Below are 17,589 nucleotides of genomic sequence, written 5' to 3' on the forward strand. Positions count from 1 at the left end.
CTTGTTTAGATTCAAGCGTACCAAAAATCCAGAAGCAAGAAGTGGTTGGTCGATAAGCCGAATTCTGTCTAATCCCGATGAATGCCAAGGCAATCAGCGAAACGAGGCAGCCATTTCTCTGGGCGACCTACCCATCCCGTCTTCACTTTCGTGGACTTGTGCGGGCAACTCTATCCCGATGAGCGTTAGCTCATCGGGAAACGGGATCTACATGGTCTTGCACCAAGCGGGGTTTCTCTTGTCCCGATATAACCTGAGGTTACATCGGGATCGCTTACGCGACCATCGCCATTACTGACGATGCGGTGGTCTCTTACACCACCTTTTCACCTTTCTCTCGATTCCTTCTTGCGAAGAAACCGGGATGTGTGTTTTCTGTGATACTATCCGTTTCTGCAGGATGTTGCCTGCAGAACCCCCGCTTTTTCAACCAGATGCGGATTGAACCGCCTCTGGCAGACACGCGAGGCACCTTGCCCTGTGGTGTTCGGACTTTCCTCCCCGATCATCTTCGATGATCGGGGCGGCTGCCTGACGCACCAGCTTCTGCTTCTGGACTCAACGTCCAGTTTTCTCACCAAAATTTTCACAACTTCTTGAAACGCAACTATACTGCAATGTTCACATGAGTAAAAGTTTTTTTGTATCTATTCCGCGGTTTGCTAATGCATCTGCTTCCCGATTTTTTTCGCGCGGCACATGTCTAATTTTAAACTGAAATGGAGACGCCACAAGAATATTTTGGATGTGGTGAAAGTGTTTCTTCAATTGTGCATCCTTCACCTTGTATTGACCATTTAATTGACGTACCATCAATTCGCTGTCGGAATGAACAACAAGCTGACTGCATTCAGTTGATTGCACGAGTTTCAGACAAGCTGCAAGTGCAGTATATTCGGCGATATTGTTTGTTGCTTTTCCAATATAACCATACTGCGATGCGATCACGTTGCCAAGCTCGTCCTTCAGAATTATACCAACGCCGCTTTCACCTGGATTGCCGCGCGACGCGCCATCTGTATACGCGAAGATGGTCATAGAGACTTTTTTGCGTTCTCGACGATTTCATCCGATACAAGAATGCGGCCGCACCTTTCGCAAGCAATAAGGGCAGCATTCTTCCGCAATTCCAACACTCGCTGCGGTGTTACGCGGTTAAAGCACCCCCCGCAGGAATTTCGCTGCACCGCCACAATTGCACGTCCATCTTCCGCTTTGCGGATTCTACTATACATCTGGTAATCTGCTTTCGAAATTTTGCTCACTATCTTTTCGCGTTGGTGTCTTAATTTTAGTTCTTCATCTTCGTGCTCTTTATTGACTGCAGCGAGTTCTTTCTTTCGGTTCGCAAGTTCCGCTTGAAGTGTTTCAAGTTCCGGTAATAGTTTTTCCGCATCTTCTTTGGCAAGCATCGCCTTGCCTTCGAATAGTTCCATATCTCTTTGAAGCTTTGTGATCTTTTCTTGTGAGAGATCGATCTCTCTTGCCAGCATGTCGTATTGCTTGTTGGTCTTTACCTGAAACTGTTGAGTCTTATACTTCTCAATTTTTGTTTTGAGAGAAAGGATGTCTGTATCGGTTTGATCTCGAATGACAATCGATTTTTTTAATATGTCTTCGAGTTCTTTCTTGTTTGCAAGCTTGTTTTTTACGTTCTCTGATAATTCAGCTACGATTTGCGGTAGATCACCTTTCATTTCCTGCAATTCGTCGAGGTTTGAATCAACTAACTGCAATATGTATAACGATCGTAATCTGTTTTCCAACGGTTGCTCCTCTCTGTAATCAAACAGCTTATAGTATCTTAATCGGGTTCGTTTTATGTTTTGTCATGAATACAGTCAACGGCTCGTGCGCCGCGCGGGCCGCAGAACGAAGTCGAGCTGCAATGGGTTTTAAAATAGTTTGTTCAGTTTCCCAATGACCGGCATCGATCAGAGCGATACCGTCGGTTGCTTTCTGAAATGTATGATACCGCACATCTGCAGTAACAAAAACATCTGCTTTCGCTGCGAGAGCGTCCGGCAGGAGATCGGCACCGGCTCCGCCGCAGACTGCAACATTCTGAATTTTATGCGCCAAGCTGCCAGTATAACGCAACGCTCCAACGCCAAGCGTTCGTTTTATGGATTTTAAAAAAAGTTCAAGTGACTGAGGTTTCGGCAACATACCGAGAGCGCCCATTCCAAAATTTGGATTAAGATTTTCGACAAAATCAATATCGTATGCCGGTTCTTCATATGGATGAACAGCTTTTACTGCCGCAACCACATCGGATACAATTGCCCGCGATGCAATCATCTCAAGCCGTGTTTCCTCAACAGACTCAAGATTTCCACGCTTTCCTAAAAACGGAATGGATGCTGCTGAACCGTTAAAAGTTCCTGTTCCTTTCGTACCGAAAGAACAAGACGAGTAATTACCTATTACTCCAGCGCCGGCTTGCGTCATTGCATTTCTCACTCGCTCCACATGCCCTTCCGGAACGAACACAACAATCTTTGCCAGAGAATTTTTCAACAGTGTAAGGAATCGAATGTTCTTTAATCCGAGTACTTTTGCTAATGAAAAGCTGACACCGCCTTGTGCATAATCTAAATTCGTGTGTGCTGAAAAAAGAGCTATCTTATGTTCTGCAAGCAGCAAGACCAATTCACCAATTGGGTCGTTTGCGATAATTGCTGACGGCGGCCGGAAAAGCAGCGGATGATGCGAAACGATGAGTTCCACTTTTTGTGAGATTGCATCATGAACGATTTGCCTGGTGACATCGAGTGTTACTAAAATTTTTGTAACCTTGTTTCGCTTGTCGCCAACTTGTAACCCGACATTATCTTTTTCCCATGCAACCCACTTCGGTGCCCAATCTTCAAACAACTGAACGATATTTGATACATGCAGGCTCATATAAAAAAAGTGTCCCGCTGGTTGGGCGGGACACTTTTAAAAATCTTTAAGTTTTTTGAATTGCAGTTTTATCGATTATTAATTTCTTTTTTACAGGCATCTTTATTCGCATTACAGCCATTGATATGGATTCACATTGCGCCATCTGCTTCTACAAGAATAATAAAAAAATGATAGAAATGCAAGGCGCACATTCTTGTCAGACGTGTCAAGAATAATCGCCATGGAAATCTATTTTTTCAAAATTGAGATCGCGTAACCGCTTAATTTCTGAATCGATGGTATTGAATCGGTTCTCAAACGATTTCATCACTTCGGGCTGTACAGTTTCTAACGTTTGACGCTGCAGGAGATCAAAACTAATTTTGACTGCTGCAAGCGGATTGTTGAATTCATGACACACCGTGACGACTAACTCACGGATGGCCTGGGCTCGACTTTCAGCCATGGCCAATCTTTTTTCAACCGCCTGTTTGTGCTTCCGTAAGTGAACACGGTCAAGAATACTGAGAATTGTTCGCGGCAGGTATGCCTCGTTTAAATCATCTTTCAGAAGAAAATCTTCAACTCCAAGTTTCATTGCCTCAACCGCAAGTTTGAAATCGCGAAAACCAGTTAAAAAGATGATTGGGATGTATCGTCCCATCTGATCCAATTGTAAACAGAACTCCAGACCGCTCGAAGTCGGGAAGTAGTAGTCCATGATAATCACATCTATCTCTTGGTTCTGAGCGATTTCGGCAAGTGCACTTTCAACAGAATCCTTCCAAAGAACAACAAAAGTGCGTTGTTGAAAACGTTTGAGAATAAGTTGAACCAACTTGGCAAAGGTGACATCATCATCCACCAGAAGTACCCGAATGGATGTCTGCTGATCACGGGTGAGAGTTTCCATGTACTAAAGTACCACAAGTTCGTATAACATTCAATGAAAGATTTATTCTATTGTACGTGCGGATGCAATATTTTTAGATTTGAAATGATATGCTTTCTTGTAGAATTGGTTGCTTTTCATCACTATTCTTCATATAATCACAATCATAAATACCCGTTCAGAATTTTTAAATGTCCGGTTTCCAAGACGAAAACAGACATTCTGTGAGGAGATACTCTATGCCAGTAAAAAACAAGATTTTAGTTGTCGATGACGAAGAAGCACTTCGCGATGTCCTCAGTACTGAATTAGAAGGCGAGGGGTATCAAGTGTCCAGTGCTGTTGACGGACAAGCAGCGATCAACGTTTTAACGACGAATGAATATGATCTTATTCTCTTAGATATTAAAATGCCCAATGTCGATGGATTCGAAGTACTCAAGTTTGTAAAGGAACGCTGGCCTAAAACAAAAGTGGTGATGTTGACAGGTTTTGCCGATCTCAAGAATGCTATTGAATCGAAGAAGCTCGGTGCGGAAGATTTTGTTAGTAAACCTTATGACCTCGTCGATCTGCTGACCACAGTCGAAAGAGTTCTTACGAGCGCATAAAGCCGGCATGGGAGACCTGCCGATATGCCAAAAAAACATCGGGTTCTTGTCGTAGACGATGAAGAATCTATAACCTATCTCGTTAAAACCGAACTTGAAGATCTACCGGAGTTTGAAGTTGACGCTGCATTAAGCGGTTCGGATGCAATCAATCTTATCCAATCAAAAGTCTATGACGTTGTGTTACTTGACGTCAAGATGCCACGTATTGGTGGCGTTGAAGTTCTCAGATATATAAAAGATCACGCCCCAACCACCCAGGTAATTATATTGACGAATGTTGTCGATGTTAAAACGGCAATCGAGACAACAAAGTTAGGCGCATATGATTTCATTAGCAAACCGTATGAAACAGCCGAACTTTTAGCGACAGTCCGCCGTGCACTTGAACACAAGCAGTTAGTTATCGACAAGGAAGTGAACCAGCTTGGACGACCGGTGGAACTGATTGGTGAATGTCAGATATTCAAAGACATTATCAACAAAGCAATTAAATTGGCGTCGAGCGAAGCGTTTGTATTGATTCAAGGTGCGAGCGGTACCGGTAAAGAACTCTTCGCGCGGCTTGTTCACCAACATAGTACGCGCAAGGATCAGCCATTCATTGCCGTCAACTGCGCTGCAATGCCGGATCAATTATTAGAGAGTGAATTATTCGGACACGAAAAAGGATCATTTACGAGCGCCATCAAAACAAAACAAGGTCTTGTCGAGGTTGCCGACGGCGGCACGTTGTTCTTGGATGAAGTTGGTGATATCAGCATCACAACGCAGCCAAAGCTTCTTCGTTTTTTGGAAACAGGTGAGTTTCGGAGAGTTGGCGGCACAAATACTCGAATGGTTGATGTTCGCGTCGTGTCTGCAACGAATAAAAATTTGCAGGAAGAAGTGAAAGCCGCCCGCTTTCGTGAAGACTTGCTGTATAGATTAAATGTTGTCAGTCTTCGCCTTCCAAATTTGAATGAACGAAAAGAAGATATTCCCCTTCTGGTAGAAAGTTTTCTTTCACGAAAAACAAGAACGAAGTATCTCAACCCGGAGGCATTTCAAGTGCTCATGAGTTATGATTGGCCGGGAAATGTGCGCGAACTTGAACATGTGATTGAGGGCGCTGTCGCTCTCAGTCACAGCGATATTATAGAACCGAAGGATTTGTGGATGAATGTTGCGCTGAGTGTCACACTGCCTGCAGCATCAGTTCCGTCTCAATTACCCGCCGCCGATAAACTCATCAAGATGGATGAACTTGAAAAACTCTACATCGAACGTGCTTTGAAACACTACCGATGGAACCGTGTGAAGACTGCGGCAACATTGGGGATTACTCCGAAGACGCTCTACTTAAAAATCAAGCGATATAAAATCCAAATACCAAGTTTAGATACTCCAGAATAGTAATCACGTTCTCATTTGTTTTTATGTGACTGCAACCTTTTTATCATTACTCCCGTAACATTCATTGGGAACGAAACCAACTTTCCCAAATCTCCTTCTTAATAGAGCCAGTTATCGGTTGCACGTGGTGGTGTCGATCGAGACACTGGCTCTATCATTATTCCTCCGCACATCCCATTCTTGCTTTTGCATCGATTATTGACTAATTTTTTAAAAATTTAATCTTTCATAAATCACTTATCGGTTGTATACTATGCCAAATAAAAAAATTATTGGTGAAGCAATTACTTACGACGACGTGTTGCTGCTGCCGGCAAAATCGTCGATTTTACCGCGCGAAACAGATCTCCGGACAAAACTCACACGGCATATTGAACTCAACATTCCATTAGTGAGTGCCGCAATGGATACGGTTACAGAAGCCGAGATGGCAATTGCAATTGCACGAGAGGGCGGCATTGGTATTCTTCACAAGAACATGACAATCGAACGGCAGGCAGAGGAAGTAGACCGCGTGAAACGTTCAGAAAGCGGTATGATTCAAAAACCTATAACGCTGTCGCCTCATCAAACCGTCGGCGAAGCATTAGATGTGATGCGCAAGTACAGCATCTCCGGTATCCCCATTGTTGATCATGAAAATCTTGTCGGTATTCTTACAAATCGCGATTTGCGTTTCCAGCCGAATCTCGAACTCATCATTTCCAAAGTGATGACCAAAGGAAATCTTATCACTGCTCCTGTTGGTACGACACTAGAAGAAGCCGAGGTGATTCTTCAAGAACATCGCATTGAAAAATTACCGGTCGTTGACAAAATGGGAAAATTGCGCGGGCTGATTACATTCAAAGACATTCAAAAAAAGAAACGATATCCAAATGCCTGCAAGGACAAACATGGACGCTTGCGTGTAGGTGCCGCAGCAGGTATTACGGCTGATACGCTTGAACGTATTGCTGCACTTGTTGCTGCCGGTGTCGATGTTGTCGTCATGGATACGGCGCACGGGCATTCTCAAGGTGTCATCGAGATGGTGAAGCGCGTCCGCGGTAAATTTGATATTGAGTTAATCGCCGGTAATGTTGGCACGGCAGAAGGAACGAAAGACCTCATCAAAGCGGGGGTCGATGCGGTGAAAGTCGGCATTGGACCGGGTTCGATCTGCACAACGCGCGTTGTGGCAGGTGTTGGTGTTCCCCAGGTTACTGCTATTATGGAATGCGCAAAAGCAGCTGCAAAGCTAAAAATTCCCATTATTGCCGATGGGGGAATAAAACAAACCGGCGACATTGCAAAAGCGATCGCAGCCGGTGCAGATTTGGTTATGATCGGCGGATTATTTGCCGGTGTGGAAGAAAGCCCGGGAGAAAAAGTTCTGTACGAAGGTCGCAGTTACAAAGTGTACCGCGGTATGGGATCACTCGAATCCATGAAAAAGGGAAGCAAAGATCGTTACTTCCAAGATGCAGAAGACGACATCCAAAAATTAGTACCGGAGGGAATTGAAGGACGCGTGCCGTTTAAAGGAAATCTTTCCGACACAGTGTATCAAATGATGGGCGGCTTGCGCGCCGCAATGGGATATTGCGGATGCCGCACTATTGCCGAGATGAAGAAGAAAGCGCAGTTCACTCGCATGACAGAAGCAGGATTGCGCGAAAGTCATCCGCACTCCATCTCCATTACAAAAGAGGCGCCGAATTACCATCTCTGATTCTTTGATGATTCACCAACGGCTAAAAGCAGTACGCGTATTGATGACGAAGCTTCGGCTCCAATCAATGCTTGTAACCGAACGGGCGCATGTCCGTTATCTTACAGGATTCTCTGGATCCTGTGGACTTTGTCTCATTACGCTGACAAAACAATTTTTTATAACCGACAGACGATATCAAAGTCAGGCGCCGCAGGAGGTTCGTGGGTTCAAGATTATTATCGCGAAACAAAATCTTTTTCCTGTACTTATTGAAAGAAAATTAATACCAATACAATCACGCATCGGATTCGAGAGTCAGTATATTTCGGTTGCGGATATGAAGTGTTTGAAAAAACTGCTGCCCCTCAGGCAGTTCATTTCCGTAAAAAGCATTCTCGAAAATATCACTGCGATCAAAGATGACAAAGAAATTGAGTTGATTCGTTTTGCCGCTCGCTTGAGCGATAAAGTGTTTAAAAATCTCTTAACGCTCGTGCGTCCGGGTGTGCGTGAATGCGACATCGCGGCGGAAATCAGCTACTTGCATCGGAAATACGGCGCTGAGTGCGATGCATTCGATCCGATTGTTGCAAGCGGTGAACGAGGAGCTTTACCGCATGCCCGGGCATCTGAAAAAAAAATTCGGCGCGGCGAAATGGTCGTACTGGACTTTGGCTGTTGTTATCATGGATACAACAGCGATATGACACGCACACTTGCAGTTGGAAATCCTTCGGCAGAGATGAAGAACGTGTACCAAATTGTGCTTGATGCGCAAAAGAAAGCTATCGAGGCAGTGCGTAACGGAGTGACGGCTCGTTCAATTGATGCAATCGCGCGGAAATACATTAGACAGAATGGCTATGGACGATATTTCATCCACTCGCTGGGTCACGGGTTAGGCATTCATGTTCACGACCCATTGCGTATCTCTGCACTCAGTGCGGCAGTGCTTCACACTGGCAATGTCATGACGATTGAACCGGGAATTTATCTTCCGGGTCGCGGTGGCGTGCGTATCGAAGACGATATTGTTGTTCGTGAAAACGGCTGCGACATACTGACAACATCTTCAAAAGAATTAATTATTGTGTGATTTATGACGAATGACGGATTTAGAAAAGTTTTAATCATTGCATATTATTTTCCTCCAATGGGATTAAGCGGTGTGCAGCGAACGGTGAAGTTTGCGAAGTTTCTTCCAAAATACGGCTGGAAACCGACAGTGCTCACCGTGGAACCGACTGGGTACTATGCATTTGATGACACCTTGTTGAAGGAAGCAGAAGAGGCCGGTGTGAGGATTATTCGCACAAATTCTTACGATGTGAATCGCTTACTCAAGAAGCAAGGCGTTATAAAGATGCCTTCGGAACGGATGCGGAAGATACTGCAATTCTTTGGTGATTTATTTTTCATCCCTGATACAAAGATCGGATGGAAATCCATTGCTGTGAAGGCAGCATCGGAACTCATCGAACAGGAGCGCTTTGATCTGTTGTTTGCTACTGCTCCGCCGCAAACCGATTTTCTTATAGGCGCAGCACTGAAACGCAAGTATGAGATCCCTCTGGTGGTGGATTATAGAGATGCATGGCTTGATTATCCATTCAAATATTTTCCAACCCCTCTGCATCGCTGGTGGCATACACATTTAGAGAGGCGAGTTCTCAAAGCTGCAGATAGGGTCATCGTAACGCACCGGCGAGTGAAGGAAAGTATTCTGCGGCGTCATAAAACTGTAGATTACAATGAAGTAATGATTATCTCGCAAGGATTTGATGCGGAGGATTTTCCACCGACGAACACTGAGAAACGAGCGAAGCCGGTAAAAATGAAAATTGCTCACGCGGGGACATTTTATGCCGAAAGGAATCCGGTAAAAATGCTTCAAGCACTCGCAAATGTTTTACAAGCGAATCCAAAGATTCGCGGACGAGTCGAATTACACTTTATTGGCAACGTGCGTGAAGAAGACCGGCAGCTTGTGAAAAAATTGGATTTACAGAATGCTGTTCACTTTCTGGGGTATTTGCCGCATAGGGAATGTATAAAACACTTAGTTGAATCTGATGTGTTATGGTTCGTTATTGATAACGACTACCAAACACCCGGCAAGTTGTATGAATATTTCGGTTCGCGAAAGCCTTTAATCGCCTCGGTCACCGATGGATATACGAAGCAGGTCATCAAAGAGAGCGGTGCGGCGATTTGTGTTCCGCTGAAAGATGTCACAGCGCACGAGAGTGCCATCCTCGAACAGTTCAAGCGGTTCGAACAGAAAAAATTAGAACGCGTGCAGGAATCGTTTGCGGCAAAATTCAATCGGTTAACACTCACAGCTGAATTGGCGAAACAATTCGAGTTGCTCATGGATTATGATCGTGCCGGATTTGTGAAGGTGAAGGAGCAATCAGCGTGAATATTCTTGTCATTGGTTCCGGTGGAAGAGAACATGCACTTGTGTGGAAACTTCGTCAGAGCCCGAACGTAAAAACAGTCTTTTGCGCACCCGGAAATGCCGGTATCGAACAATGTGCCGTCTGCGTACCATTGAAGCCGTCTGACATCAAAGGGTTGCTGAAGTTTGCAAAGGAAAAAAAGATCGATCTGACAGTTGTTGGTTCCGAACAGCCTCTTGTTGAAGGAATAGTGGATGCCTTCGAAGAACGCGGCTTCAAAATCTTTGGTCCAAGTAAGGCTGCTGCCCAATTGGAAGGCAGTAAAGTTTTTTCGAAAAATTTTATGTTGCGGCATCACATTCCGACAGCTCACTATCGGAGCTTTGCAGCGACTGCAATTGACGAAGCGAAAAAATATATCAACACCATTGAGCCGCCGATGGTTGTGAAAGCGGACGGTCTTGCGGCAGGCAAAGGAGTGCTTATTTGTAAGAGCCGGCAGGAAGCCGCTCTTGCACTGGATGAAATTGTCTTACAGAAAGCGTTCGGTTCTGCCGGTAATCACATTGTCGTTGAAGAATTTTTAAATGGTGAAGAGGCGTCACTGTTTGTCTTGACGGATGGCGAGCGATTTGCCACACTCGCTTCGGCGCAGGATCACAAGCGTATTCTTGATGGTGATCTTGGAAAAAATACCGGTGGTATGGGGGCGTACGCACCAGCACCTATTGTGACGTATGAACTTCTTCAGCGCGTGCTGCATGAAGTGGTCCAACCGACGCTCGACGGCATGAAACAAGAAGGTATGCCGTATCGCGGATGTTTATATATCGGATTGATGATAACACGAGATGGACCTCAAGTGCTGGAGTATAATTGCCGTTTCGGCGATCCGGAAACGCAGGTTGTTGTTCCTCTTATCGACGGAGATTTGGCGGAAATATTTCTCTCCATCTCAGAACGCCGGCTTGATTCATCGAAAGTAAAACTGCATTCGGCTTCAGCCGTGTGCGTCGTGATGGCATCGCATGGCTATCCGGACAAATACCAGACCGGTAAACAGATTTTCGGATTGGAAAACATCAAAGCAGAAGATGGCGTCGTGGTGTTTCATGCTGGCACAAAAAAAGAAGGAAGTGCAATTGTTACATCCGGCGGGCGTGTGCTCGGAGTGACAGCGATTGGTTTTAATAATGAACTGGAGCAGACGATCCAAAACGCGTACCGTACAGTTGAGAAAATTACATTTGATGGCGCTTATTACCGCAGTGACATCGGCAAAAAAGCATTAACGCATGTACATGCAAAATAAAATAATCAGCAGGGAGAACCATTGAATATTCTTGTAACAGGCGGCGCCGGATTTATCGGATCGCATATAGCAGATGCGTACATCGCCGAAGGGCATCATGTTGTTATTGTAGATAATTTGTCCGGTGGTGTTTTGGAGAATATAAATCCGAAAGCAAAATTCTATCAACTCGACATCCGAAACGAAAAATTGGAAGATGTATTTCAGAAAGAAAAAATCGATGTGGTAAATCATTTGGCGGCGCAAATGGATGTGCGACGGTCAGTGAGCGATCCGAAGTTCGATGCTTCTGTCAATGTCCTTGGTGGATTAAATATCTTCGAGTCTGCAAAGAAGCACCGAGTGAAGAAAATTATCTTCTCTTCCACCGGCGGCGCAATTTATGGTGAACAAGATTATTTTCCTGCTGATGAACAACATCCTACGCGCCCGCTTTCTCCGTACGGCATCACGAAACTTTGCACAGAGAAATATCTCTTTTTCTACAAAGAAGTTTATGGAATCAATCATGTTATTCTTCGTTACGCAAATGTCTATGGCCCGCGCCAGAATCCGCATGGCGAAGCCGGTGTTGTTGCCATTTTCTGTAATAAAATGTTGAAAGGTGAACAGCCGGTCATTAATGGTGATGGCAAACAGACGCGGGACTATACGTTCGTTGGCGATGTTGTGAAAGCAAATGTGTTGGCTCTCACGTACAATGGATCGAATGTCTTCAACATAGGTACAAGCATCGAAACCGATGTAAATAAACTCTTCCTCGAATTGCGCGGTCATCTCAATCCGCCCTGTCCGGAAAAACACGCTCCGGTAAAAGCCGGTGAGCAGCAGCGCAGTGTCATCAGTTATAAAAAAATTGAGAGCGAGCTTGGCTGGAAACCTACCGTGCAATTAGAACAAGGATTGCGTTTGACGGCGGAATATTTTAAAAAGAAATATTCAGAGATAAAATAAATAATTACAAATAAACGCGGAAAGTCACATTCGATGAAAACTTTATCCCGTCAAACGATTCATTCAATCATAGGAATACTCTTCGTTGTATCTGGTGCACTCGGACTCATCTACCAAATTGTCTGGTTTAAATATCTTTCGCTTTTTCTTGGCAATACGACGTATGCACAGACCATCGTGCTTGCCACTTTTATGGGTGGACTTGCCATCGGTTCGGCATGGTGGGGAAGGAAAGTGGACCACGCAGAACATCCGCTTCGGCTCTATGCTTTTCTAGAATTAGGCATAGGTGTTTATTGTTTGCTGTATCCGAAGTTCCTCGAAGTCCTGAAAAGTATTTTCATCTCGATTGTTGTTTCATTACAACTTCCTAGTGACGGAACAGCTGTTCTTCTTCTCAAGTTTTTGACAAGCCTTTGTTCGTTGTTGGTTCCAACAATATTAATGGGCGGTACACTACCTATACTTGTTCGCTTTATCTCTCGCAAGTTGGAAGAATCGGGCAGAAATATTGCAGTACTCTATTTTCTCAATAGTTTAGGTGCGGTTTTTGGTTCGCTGCTTGCCGGTTTCTTCTTCATCCGAATTCTTGGATTGAGCACAACTGTATATTTTGCAGCGGTCGTTAATTTTTTGATTGGTGGTATTGCCATTGTATTGTCTGTGGTAAAGACGGAACAGGAGAAAAACAATTCAAAAGAATCGGAAGAGCCTGAAATTATTTTCCCCCGTAGAGATGTAATTTTCGCCATTGTCGTTGCTGGAATTTCCGGTTTAGCAGCCATGATCTATGAAGTGACATGGGTGCGATTATTAATTCCTGTATTGGGTTCTTCAACATATTCTTTCTCGCTTATGCTTGTGACTTTTATTTCCGGGATAACTATTGGCAGTTTCATTGTGTCGTTACTCATTCAGAGAGTAAAGAATCTATCCGCTATGCTCATGTGGTGTCAGGTTGGTATTGTGTTATCGATGCTTGCAACAATTCCAATGTACGTGCGCATTCCTTATGAGTTTTGGAAAGTTGCGTCTTTTCTCACCCGCAGTGACGCTACGTATCCAATATTTCTTGCCATTCAGTTTTTCTTCTGCTTCGTTTTGATGATTATGCCCACTATTTTTCTTGGTATGTCGCTTCCTGTCGCAACGCGCATAGCTTCCCGCGGTATTCATGTTCTTGGCAAATCAGTTGGAAACATCTTTGCGGTGAACACTCTTGGTACTGTGATTGGTTCGCTCTTAGCGGGACTTGTGTTGATTCCGCTGATTGGAGTTAGGCATGCAATTGAAGTCGGAATTGCTTGTAACCTACTTGCTGCCTTGCTTGTACTTCTCTTTACAGGTTCGGTTCCACGTCGCCAGACGTTCATTGCGTTATCAATTGTAGTATGTGCAGTCATATCGTATTCGATATTTGTTCCAACGTGGAACAGCGGAGCGATGCTGTCTGGTGTTTTTCGCCGGATTCATTCAAATGCTCAATTGCCAATGAGGTATGCAGATTTTATAGACAAAGAAAATATGACAAAAGTGCTCTTCTATAAAGAAGGGACAACGGCAACGATCGGTGTTGTCGAAGGTGGAGTTGGCAGTGAAAAACAAAAAATCCTAATTGTAAATGGCAAAGCAGATGCATCATCAAAAGGAGATTTGCCAACACAAGTGCTCCTCGGTCAACTTCCATGTTTTATTCATCAAGATCCACTGAATGCTTTAGTGATAGGTCTTGGCAGTGGCATCACACTTGGTAGTGTTTTAACGCATCCCGTAAAGCGTGTGGATTGCGTTGAGATATCACCAGAAGTTGTAGAAGCATCGTCGCACTTTAAAGAAGTGAATCATAATCCATTGAGTGATCCACGCACGACATTATTTATCGAAGATGCGCTTGCGTACCTCAAGCTTACTCCGCGTAAGTACGATATCATTATAAGCGAACCATCGAATCCTTGGATTGCCGGTATCGGCAATTTGTACACAACAGATTTTTTTGAAGAATGTAAACGTCGGATGAATACCGGTGGCTTGATGGTCCAATGGTTTCATCTTTATGAAATGAACGACGATCTCTTTAAATTGGTTGTGCGCACATTTCAATCAAGCTTCAAATATGTATCAATCTGGCAACCGCTGGACGTTGATGTGATTATGATTGGTTCAAATCAGCCAATAACGATGACCTTTGAAAGGATACAAACCGCCATATCCCTAAAAGGTGTGAAAGAAGATTTACAGCAGATTCAACTTCAAGATGCCGCAACACTGCTTTCACTTGAAATGCTTCCGCCGGAATCGGTGGTGCGATATATTGGCATTGGTGATTTAAATACAGAAGATCATCCTAGATTAGAATACGGCGCGCCAGGCACATTCTTTTTAGGTACTACCGTAGTACAACTTGCACAATATGATGAACGCACAAGATGCGATGGCATGGAAATACAACTCAAAAAACGTATGGAAAACAAGTTGTTAACAGATGAAGAGTTGCGCAATATTGGATTTTTCCATACTGAACGACAAAACAGTTTTTCTCGTTTTGGATATGCAGTTCTCAGTGATCTTCAGAAGAAATATCAAAACGATGTTCCGCTCTTGAAACGGCTTGCGAAGACGGCCGAACTATTGAACTTATCGCGAGAAGCTCTCTCATATTACAAGAAACTTGCAGAGCTTGAATCAACCAATCCTGATGTGTTGGAAAAATATGCGTGGTTAAAATACATGATCGAACGCGATCGCACAACTATATTAACCCCCATCGATACTAAAGAAAGCGAGGATCTGCTCTACAAAAGTATCAATCTCGCAACTGACACAGTGGACAGCTACCGTCTTAGCTTAGCTGATCTCTATTATGGAACACAACGATATGTCAAAGCCGCTGATCAATACGCACGTACCATACAGATACGTGACAAATACGAACGTAATCTCAATATTCGCGATGATGCTGTATTTCTGCGGCTTGCCCGTTGTCTTAACTGGATGGGGAAAAATGACCGCGCAATCGATTATGCTTTGCAAGCAGTTATGATCAATCCAAAAAACGAAGAGGCGAAAGATTTGGTGTATGAACTTTGGACAAAAAAGATCAACGAAGTAAAACCCAATTAATGTCCATGATGTTGTCGATGGAAACCTGTGTGAAGTTTATACGTAGTACAAAAGTACCAAATGGTGATACCGAGGCACAATATATCTGTTTTCAAATTGCTGTGTGTCATTCTATGTGTATGTCCGCTCTCTTTATGCACAACGGCACACGCGCAATGCAATGATGAAAAAAGTCCGAATGACCTTTCCTGGGATTTCGATGAAGGGAAGAATAAAGGCTTTTCGATTGGCGCATTTGTCTCAGATATATTCACGCCGTCGATTATCCTCGACACGAAACGTATCAGAGAATATATTTGTGATGCTCGATTTCAGATCTTACGCGGTCAGTGCGGCGATATACGTGCTATCGATGCCATCTATTTGAAATCGTTAAAGATTGCAGAATACAATATTGCGCGTGCACTTTTTCTTTCGTTTATGGCTGTACTTGAACATCGAAATGTTGATATTAAAATGCCGATCTTCAAGTCACTCGCATTGCCGCTGACATTCGAAGCAGATAGTATCTTCTATGCCCGTGTAAAAAATCTTCCTACGCAAGTGTATGCAGATACACCGCCAGGCTCTCATGGCGATAATGACAAACTACAACATTTTTTTGGATCAGCATATCTTGCCTTTGCATCTGAGTCACCTGGATTCACGCGAACCACTGGCAATCTTATCGAGTGGGGAGAAGAGAAATTAGTTGTTGGCGGCACAGATGACCCGCGCGATAAACGTGCAAACGAACAAGGCAAAAGTTTCGGCCGCGATTTGTTGGTCGTAAAGACATTACTTCCATCTGATTACTTGATTTTGCCACATGAAGGTCGTAAATAGGAACCAGTCTTTCTTCGCTGACCACTGATGACTGAAAACTCATATGAAAACTATTCTTATTGTTGATGATGACAAATCCGTCCGTGAATCGCTCAAGATGATTCTTGAATACGATCGCTACGAAGTAGAGTTTGCAGAGAACGGCGAACAAGGGTTACAGAAACTCGATCGCTTGCCGGTCGATGTAGTGTTGTTAGACGTGAAAATGTCCGGCATGGATGGCATCGAAGTACTGACAAAGATTCGAGAGAAGAATGAGAAGCTGCCGGTGGTAATGATTTCCGGCCACGGGACTATTGAGACGGCGGTGGAAGCGACGAAGCTGGGCGCTTTCGATTTTCTTTCCAAACCCCTTGATCGTGATAAACTTCTTGTCACCATTCGTAATGCGATCCAGCATGCAAAACTTTCAGAAGATTTCGAGAAGCTGCAAGAAAGTGTGGAAGGGAAGCGGCGCATCCTTGGCGAGAGCAAGAAGATGAAAGAGATACTTGCCGTCATCAATCAAGTAGCACCGACGGATGCGCGCGTATTGATCACAGGTGAGAATGGAACTGGGAAGGAACTGATCGCGCACGCTCTACACCGTTTCAGCAAACGCAATGCAAAACAGTTTGTGGAAGTCAACTGCGCTGCGATTCCTTCTGAAATGATTGAATCGGAATTATTCGGTCATGAAAAAGGTTCCTTTACAGGAGCGACAGCGCAGCGCATTGGCAAGTTCGAACAGGCTGACGGAGGAACTCTTTTCCTCGATGAAATTGGCGATATGAGTCTGCAAGCGCAGGCGAAAGTACTTCGTGCATTGGAAGAAGGAAAAATCGAACGTGTTGGGGGCAGCAAACTTATTGCTGTTGATGTCCGCGTTCTTTCGGCGACCAACAAGAACTTGGAAGAGGAGATTAGTAAAGGGAATTTTCGCAATGATCTCTTTCACCGGCTTAACGTCATTCCGATTCACGCGCCGGCTCTGCGCGAACATCGAGACGATATTCCTGTCCTCGTTCAATCGTTTATTGAGGATGTTTGTTCGCGGAATGGAATTGCGCGGAAGGAAATCTCCAATGATGCGATCCATGTCCTCGTTCAACGCGAGTGGCCCGGCAATGTGCGCGAATTAAAAAACGCAGTGGAACGCCTGGTCATTTTATCACACGGCACTTCGATTGATATTACTGTGCTCGATGCGTTTGGAAGTACCAGCGGGATGGATCTAGGTTCGCTCGATGTGAGTGGAACATTTCAGGAATTCAAAGAGCGTGCTGAAGCGGCGTTCATTAAGAAGCAATTGGAAATTCACAAGTGGAACGTCACCAAGACCGCTGAAGCTATGGAAATCCAGCGTAGCCATCTCTATACCAAAATGAAACGTTACGGCTTGGCTAAAGAGGGAGAAGATGAAGGGAAAGAATAAACACCCTGTGGCAAACGATATACACGTGATGGGTCCCGACAAGCCGGGATGGCTTCACATAGGGATGCAATGTTAGTAA

Annotated in this window: 14 protein-coding genes and 1 other RNA gene; 10 read left to right on the forward strand and 5 right to left on the reverse strand. The window is 44.3% G+C overall.

Features of this window, described 5'->3' with window-relative positions:
• Positions 1-37: 37 nt before the first annotated feature.
• From rnpB to NTX44_09165, 5 genes are all read right to left on the reverse strand, one after another.
• An RNA gene (gene rnpB, locus NTX44_09145) (RNase P RNA component class A) lies at positions 38-543 on the reverse strand.
• A 78-nt stretch (positions 544-621) separates the two neighbouring features.
• Complete coding sequence (locus tag NTX44_09150; GenBank protein MCX6121772.1) at positions 622-1,038, reverse strand: ribonuclease HI family protein; 417 nt, start codon at positions 1,036-1,038, stop codon at positions 622-624.
• Complete coding sequence (locus NTX44_09155) at positions 1,035-1,766, reverse strand: C4-type zinc ribbon domain-containing protein (GenBank protein MCX6121773.1); 732 nt, start codon at positions 1,764-1,766, stop codon at positions 1,035-1,037. The genes NTX44_09150 and NTX44_09155 overlap by 4 nt, the downstream gene beginning before the upstream one ends.
• 28 nt (positions 1,767-1,794) lie before the next feature.
• Entirely contained in the window at positions 1,795-2,907 is a 1,113-nt protein-coding gene (locus tag NTX44_09160; protein MCX6121774.1) for a Nif3-like dinuclear metal center hexameric protein, read from the reverse strand.
• Between the two features lie 208 nt (positions 2,908-3,115).
• Entirely contained in the window at positions 3,116-3,802 is a 687-nt protein-coding gene (locus NTX44_09165; protein MCX6121775.1) for a response regulator, read from the reverse strand.
• Positions 3,803-4,020: 218 nt separating this feature from the next.
• On the opposite strand from NTX44_09165, the gene NTX44_09170 reads away from it, so the two are divergent.
• The 10 genes from NTX44_09170 to NTX44_09215 all read left to right on the forward strand — a co-directional run bounded on the left by NTX44_09170 (position 4,021) and on the right by NTX44_09215 (position 17,510).
• Positions 4,021-4,392: a response regulator gene (locus tag NTX44_09170; protein MCX6121776.1), complete on the forward strand. Its 372-nt coding sequence runs from the start codon at positions 4,021-4,023 to the stop codon at positions 4,390-4,392.
• Positions 4,393-4,416: 24 nt separating this feature from the next.
• Positions 4,417-5,787, forward strand: coding sequence for a sigma-54 dependent transcriptional regulator (locus NTX44_09175; GenBank protein ID MCX6121777.1), 1,371 nt, complete (start codon positions 4,417-4,419; stop codon positions 5,785-5,787).
• Between the two features lie 253 nt (positions 5,788-6,040).
• On the forward strand, positions 6,041-7,501 hold the full coding sequence (guaB, locus tag NTX44_09180; protein MCX6121778.1) for an IMP dehydrogenase: 1,461 nt from the start codon (positions 6,041-6,043) through the stop codon (positions 7,499-7,501).
• A 7-nt stretch (positions 7,502-7,508) separates the two neighbouring features.
• Positions 7,509-8,579 carry a Xaa-Pro peptidase family protein gene (locus NTX44_09185; protein MCX6121779.1) on the forward strand — a complete coding sequence of 357 codons (1,071 nt, stop codon included), beginning with the start codon at positions 7,509-7,511 and terminating at the stop codon, positions 8,577-8,579.
• Between the two features lie 3 nt (positions 8,580-8,582).
• Positions 8,583-9,905 carry a glycosyltransferase family 4 protein gene (locus tag NTX44_09190; GenBank protein ID MCX6121780.1) on the forward strand — a complete coding sequence of 441 codons (1,323 nt, stop codon included), beginning with the start codon at positions 8,583-8,585 and terminating at the stop codon, positions 9,903-9,905.
• The gene (purD, locus tag NTX44_09195; protein ID MCX6121781.1) at positions 9,902-11,197 is read left to right on the forward strand and encodes a phosphoribosylamine--glycine ligase; all 1,296 of its coding nucleotides are present in this window, start codon (positions 9,902-9,904) and stop codon (positions 11,195-11,197) included. The genes NTX44_09190 and purD overlap by 4 nt, the downstream gene beginning before the upstream one ends.
• Before the next feature lie 21 nt (positions 11,198-11,218).
• Positions 11,219-12,151 (forward strand): GDP-mannose 4,6-dehydratase, encoded by a 933-nt coding sequence (locus tag NTX44_09200; protein ID MCX6121782.1) that lies wholly within the window; start codon positions 11,219-11,221, stop codon positions 12,149-12,151.
• Between the two features lie 33 nt (positions 12,152-12,184).
• Positions 12,185-15,271: a fused MFS/spermidine synthase gene (locus tag NTX44_09205; protein ID MCX6121783.1), complete on the forward strand. Its 3,087-nt coding sequence runs from the start codon at positions 12,185-12,187 to the stop codon at positions 15,269-15,271.
• Between the two features lie 60 nt (positions 15,272-15,331).
• Entirely contained in the window at positions 15,332-16,096 is a 765-nt protein-coding gene (locus NTX44_09210; GenBank protein MCX6121784.1) for a hypothetical protein, read from the forward strand.
• A gap of 43 nt (positions 16,097-16,139) precedes the next feature.
• Positions 16,140-17,510 (forward strand): sigma-54 dependent transcriptional regulator, encoded by a 1,371-nt coding sequence (locus tag NTX44_09215; GenBank protein ID MCX6121785.1) that lies wholly within the window; start codon positions 16,140-16,142, stop codon positions 17,508-17,510.
• The last annotated feature ends 79 nt before the right edge of the window (positions 17,511-17,589 follow it).

This window comes from Ignavibacteriales bacterium, from assembly GCA_026390575.1.
Classification (GTDB): domain Bacteria; phylum Bacteroidota; class Ignavibacteria; order UBA10030; family UBA10030; genus Fen-1298.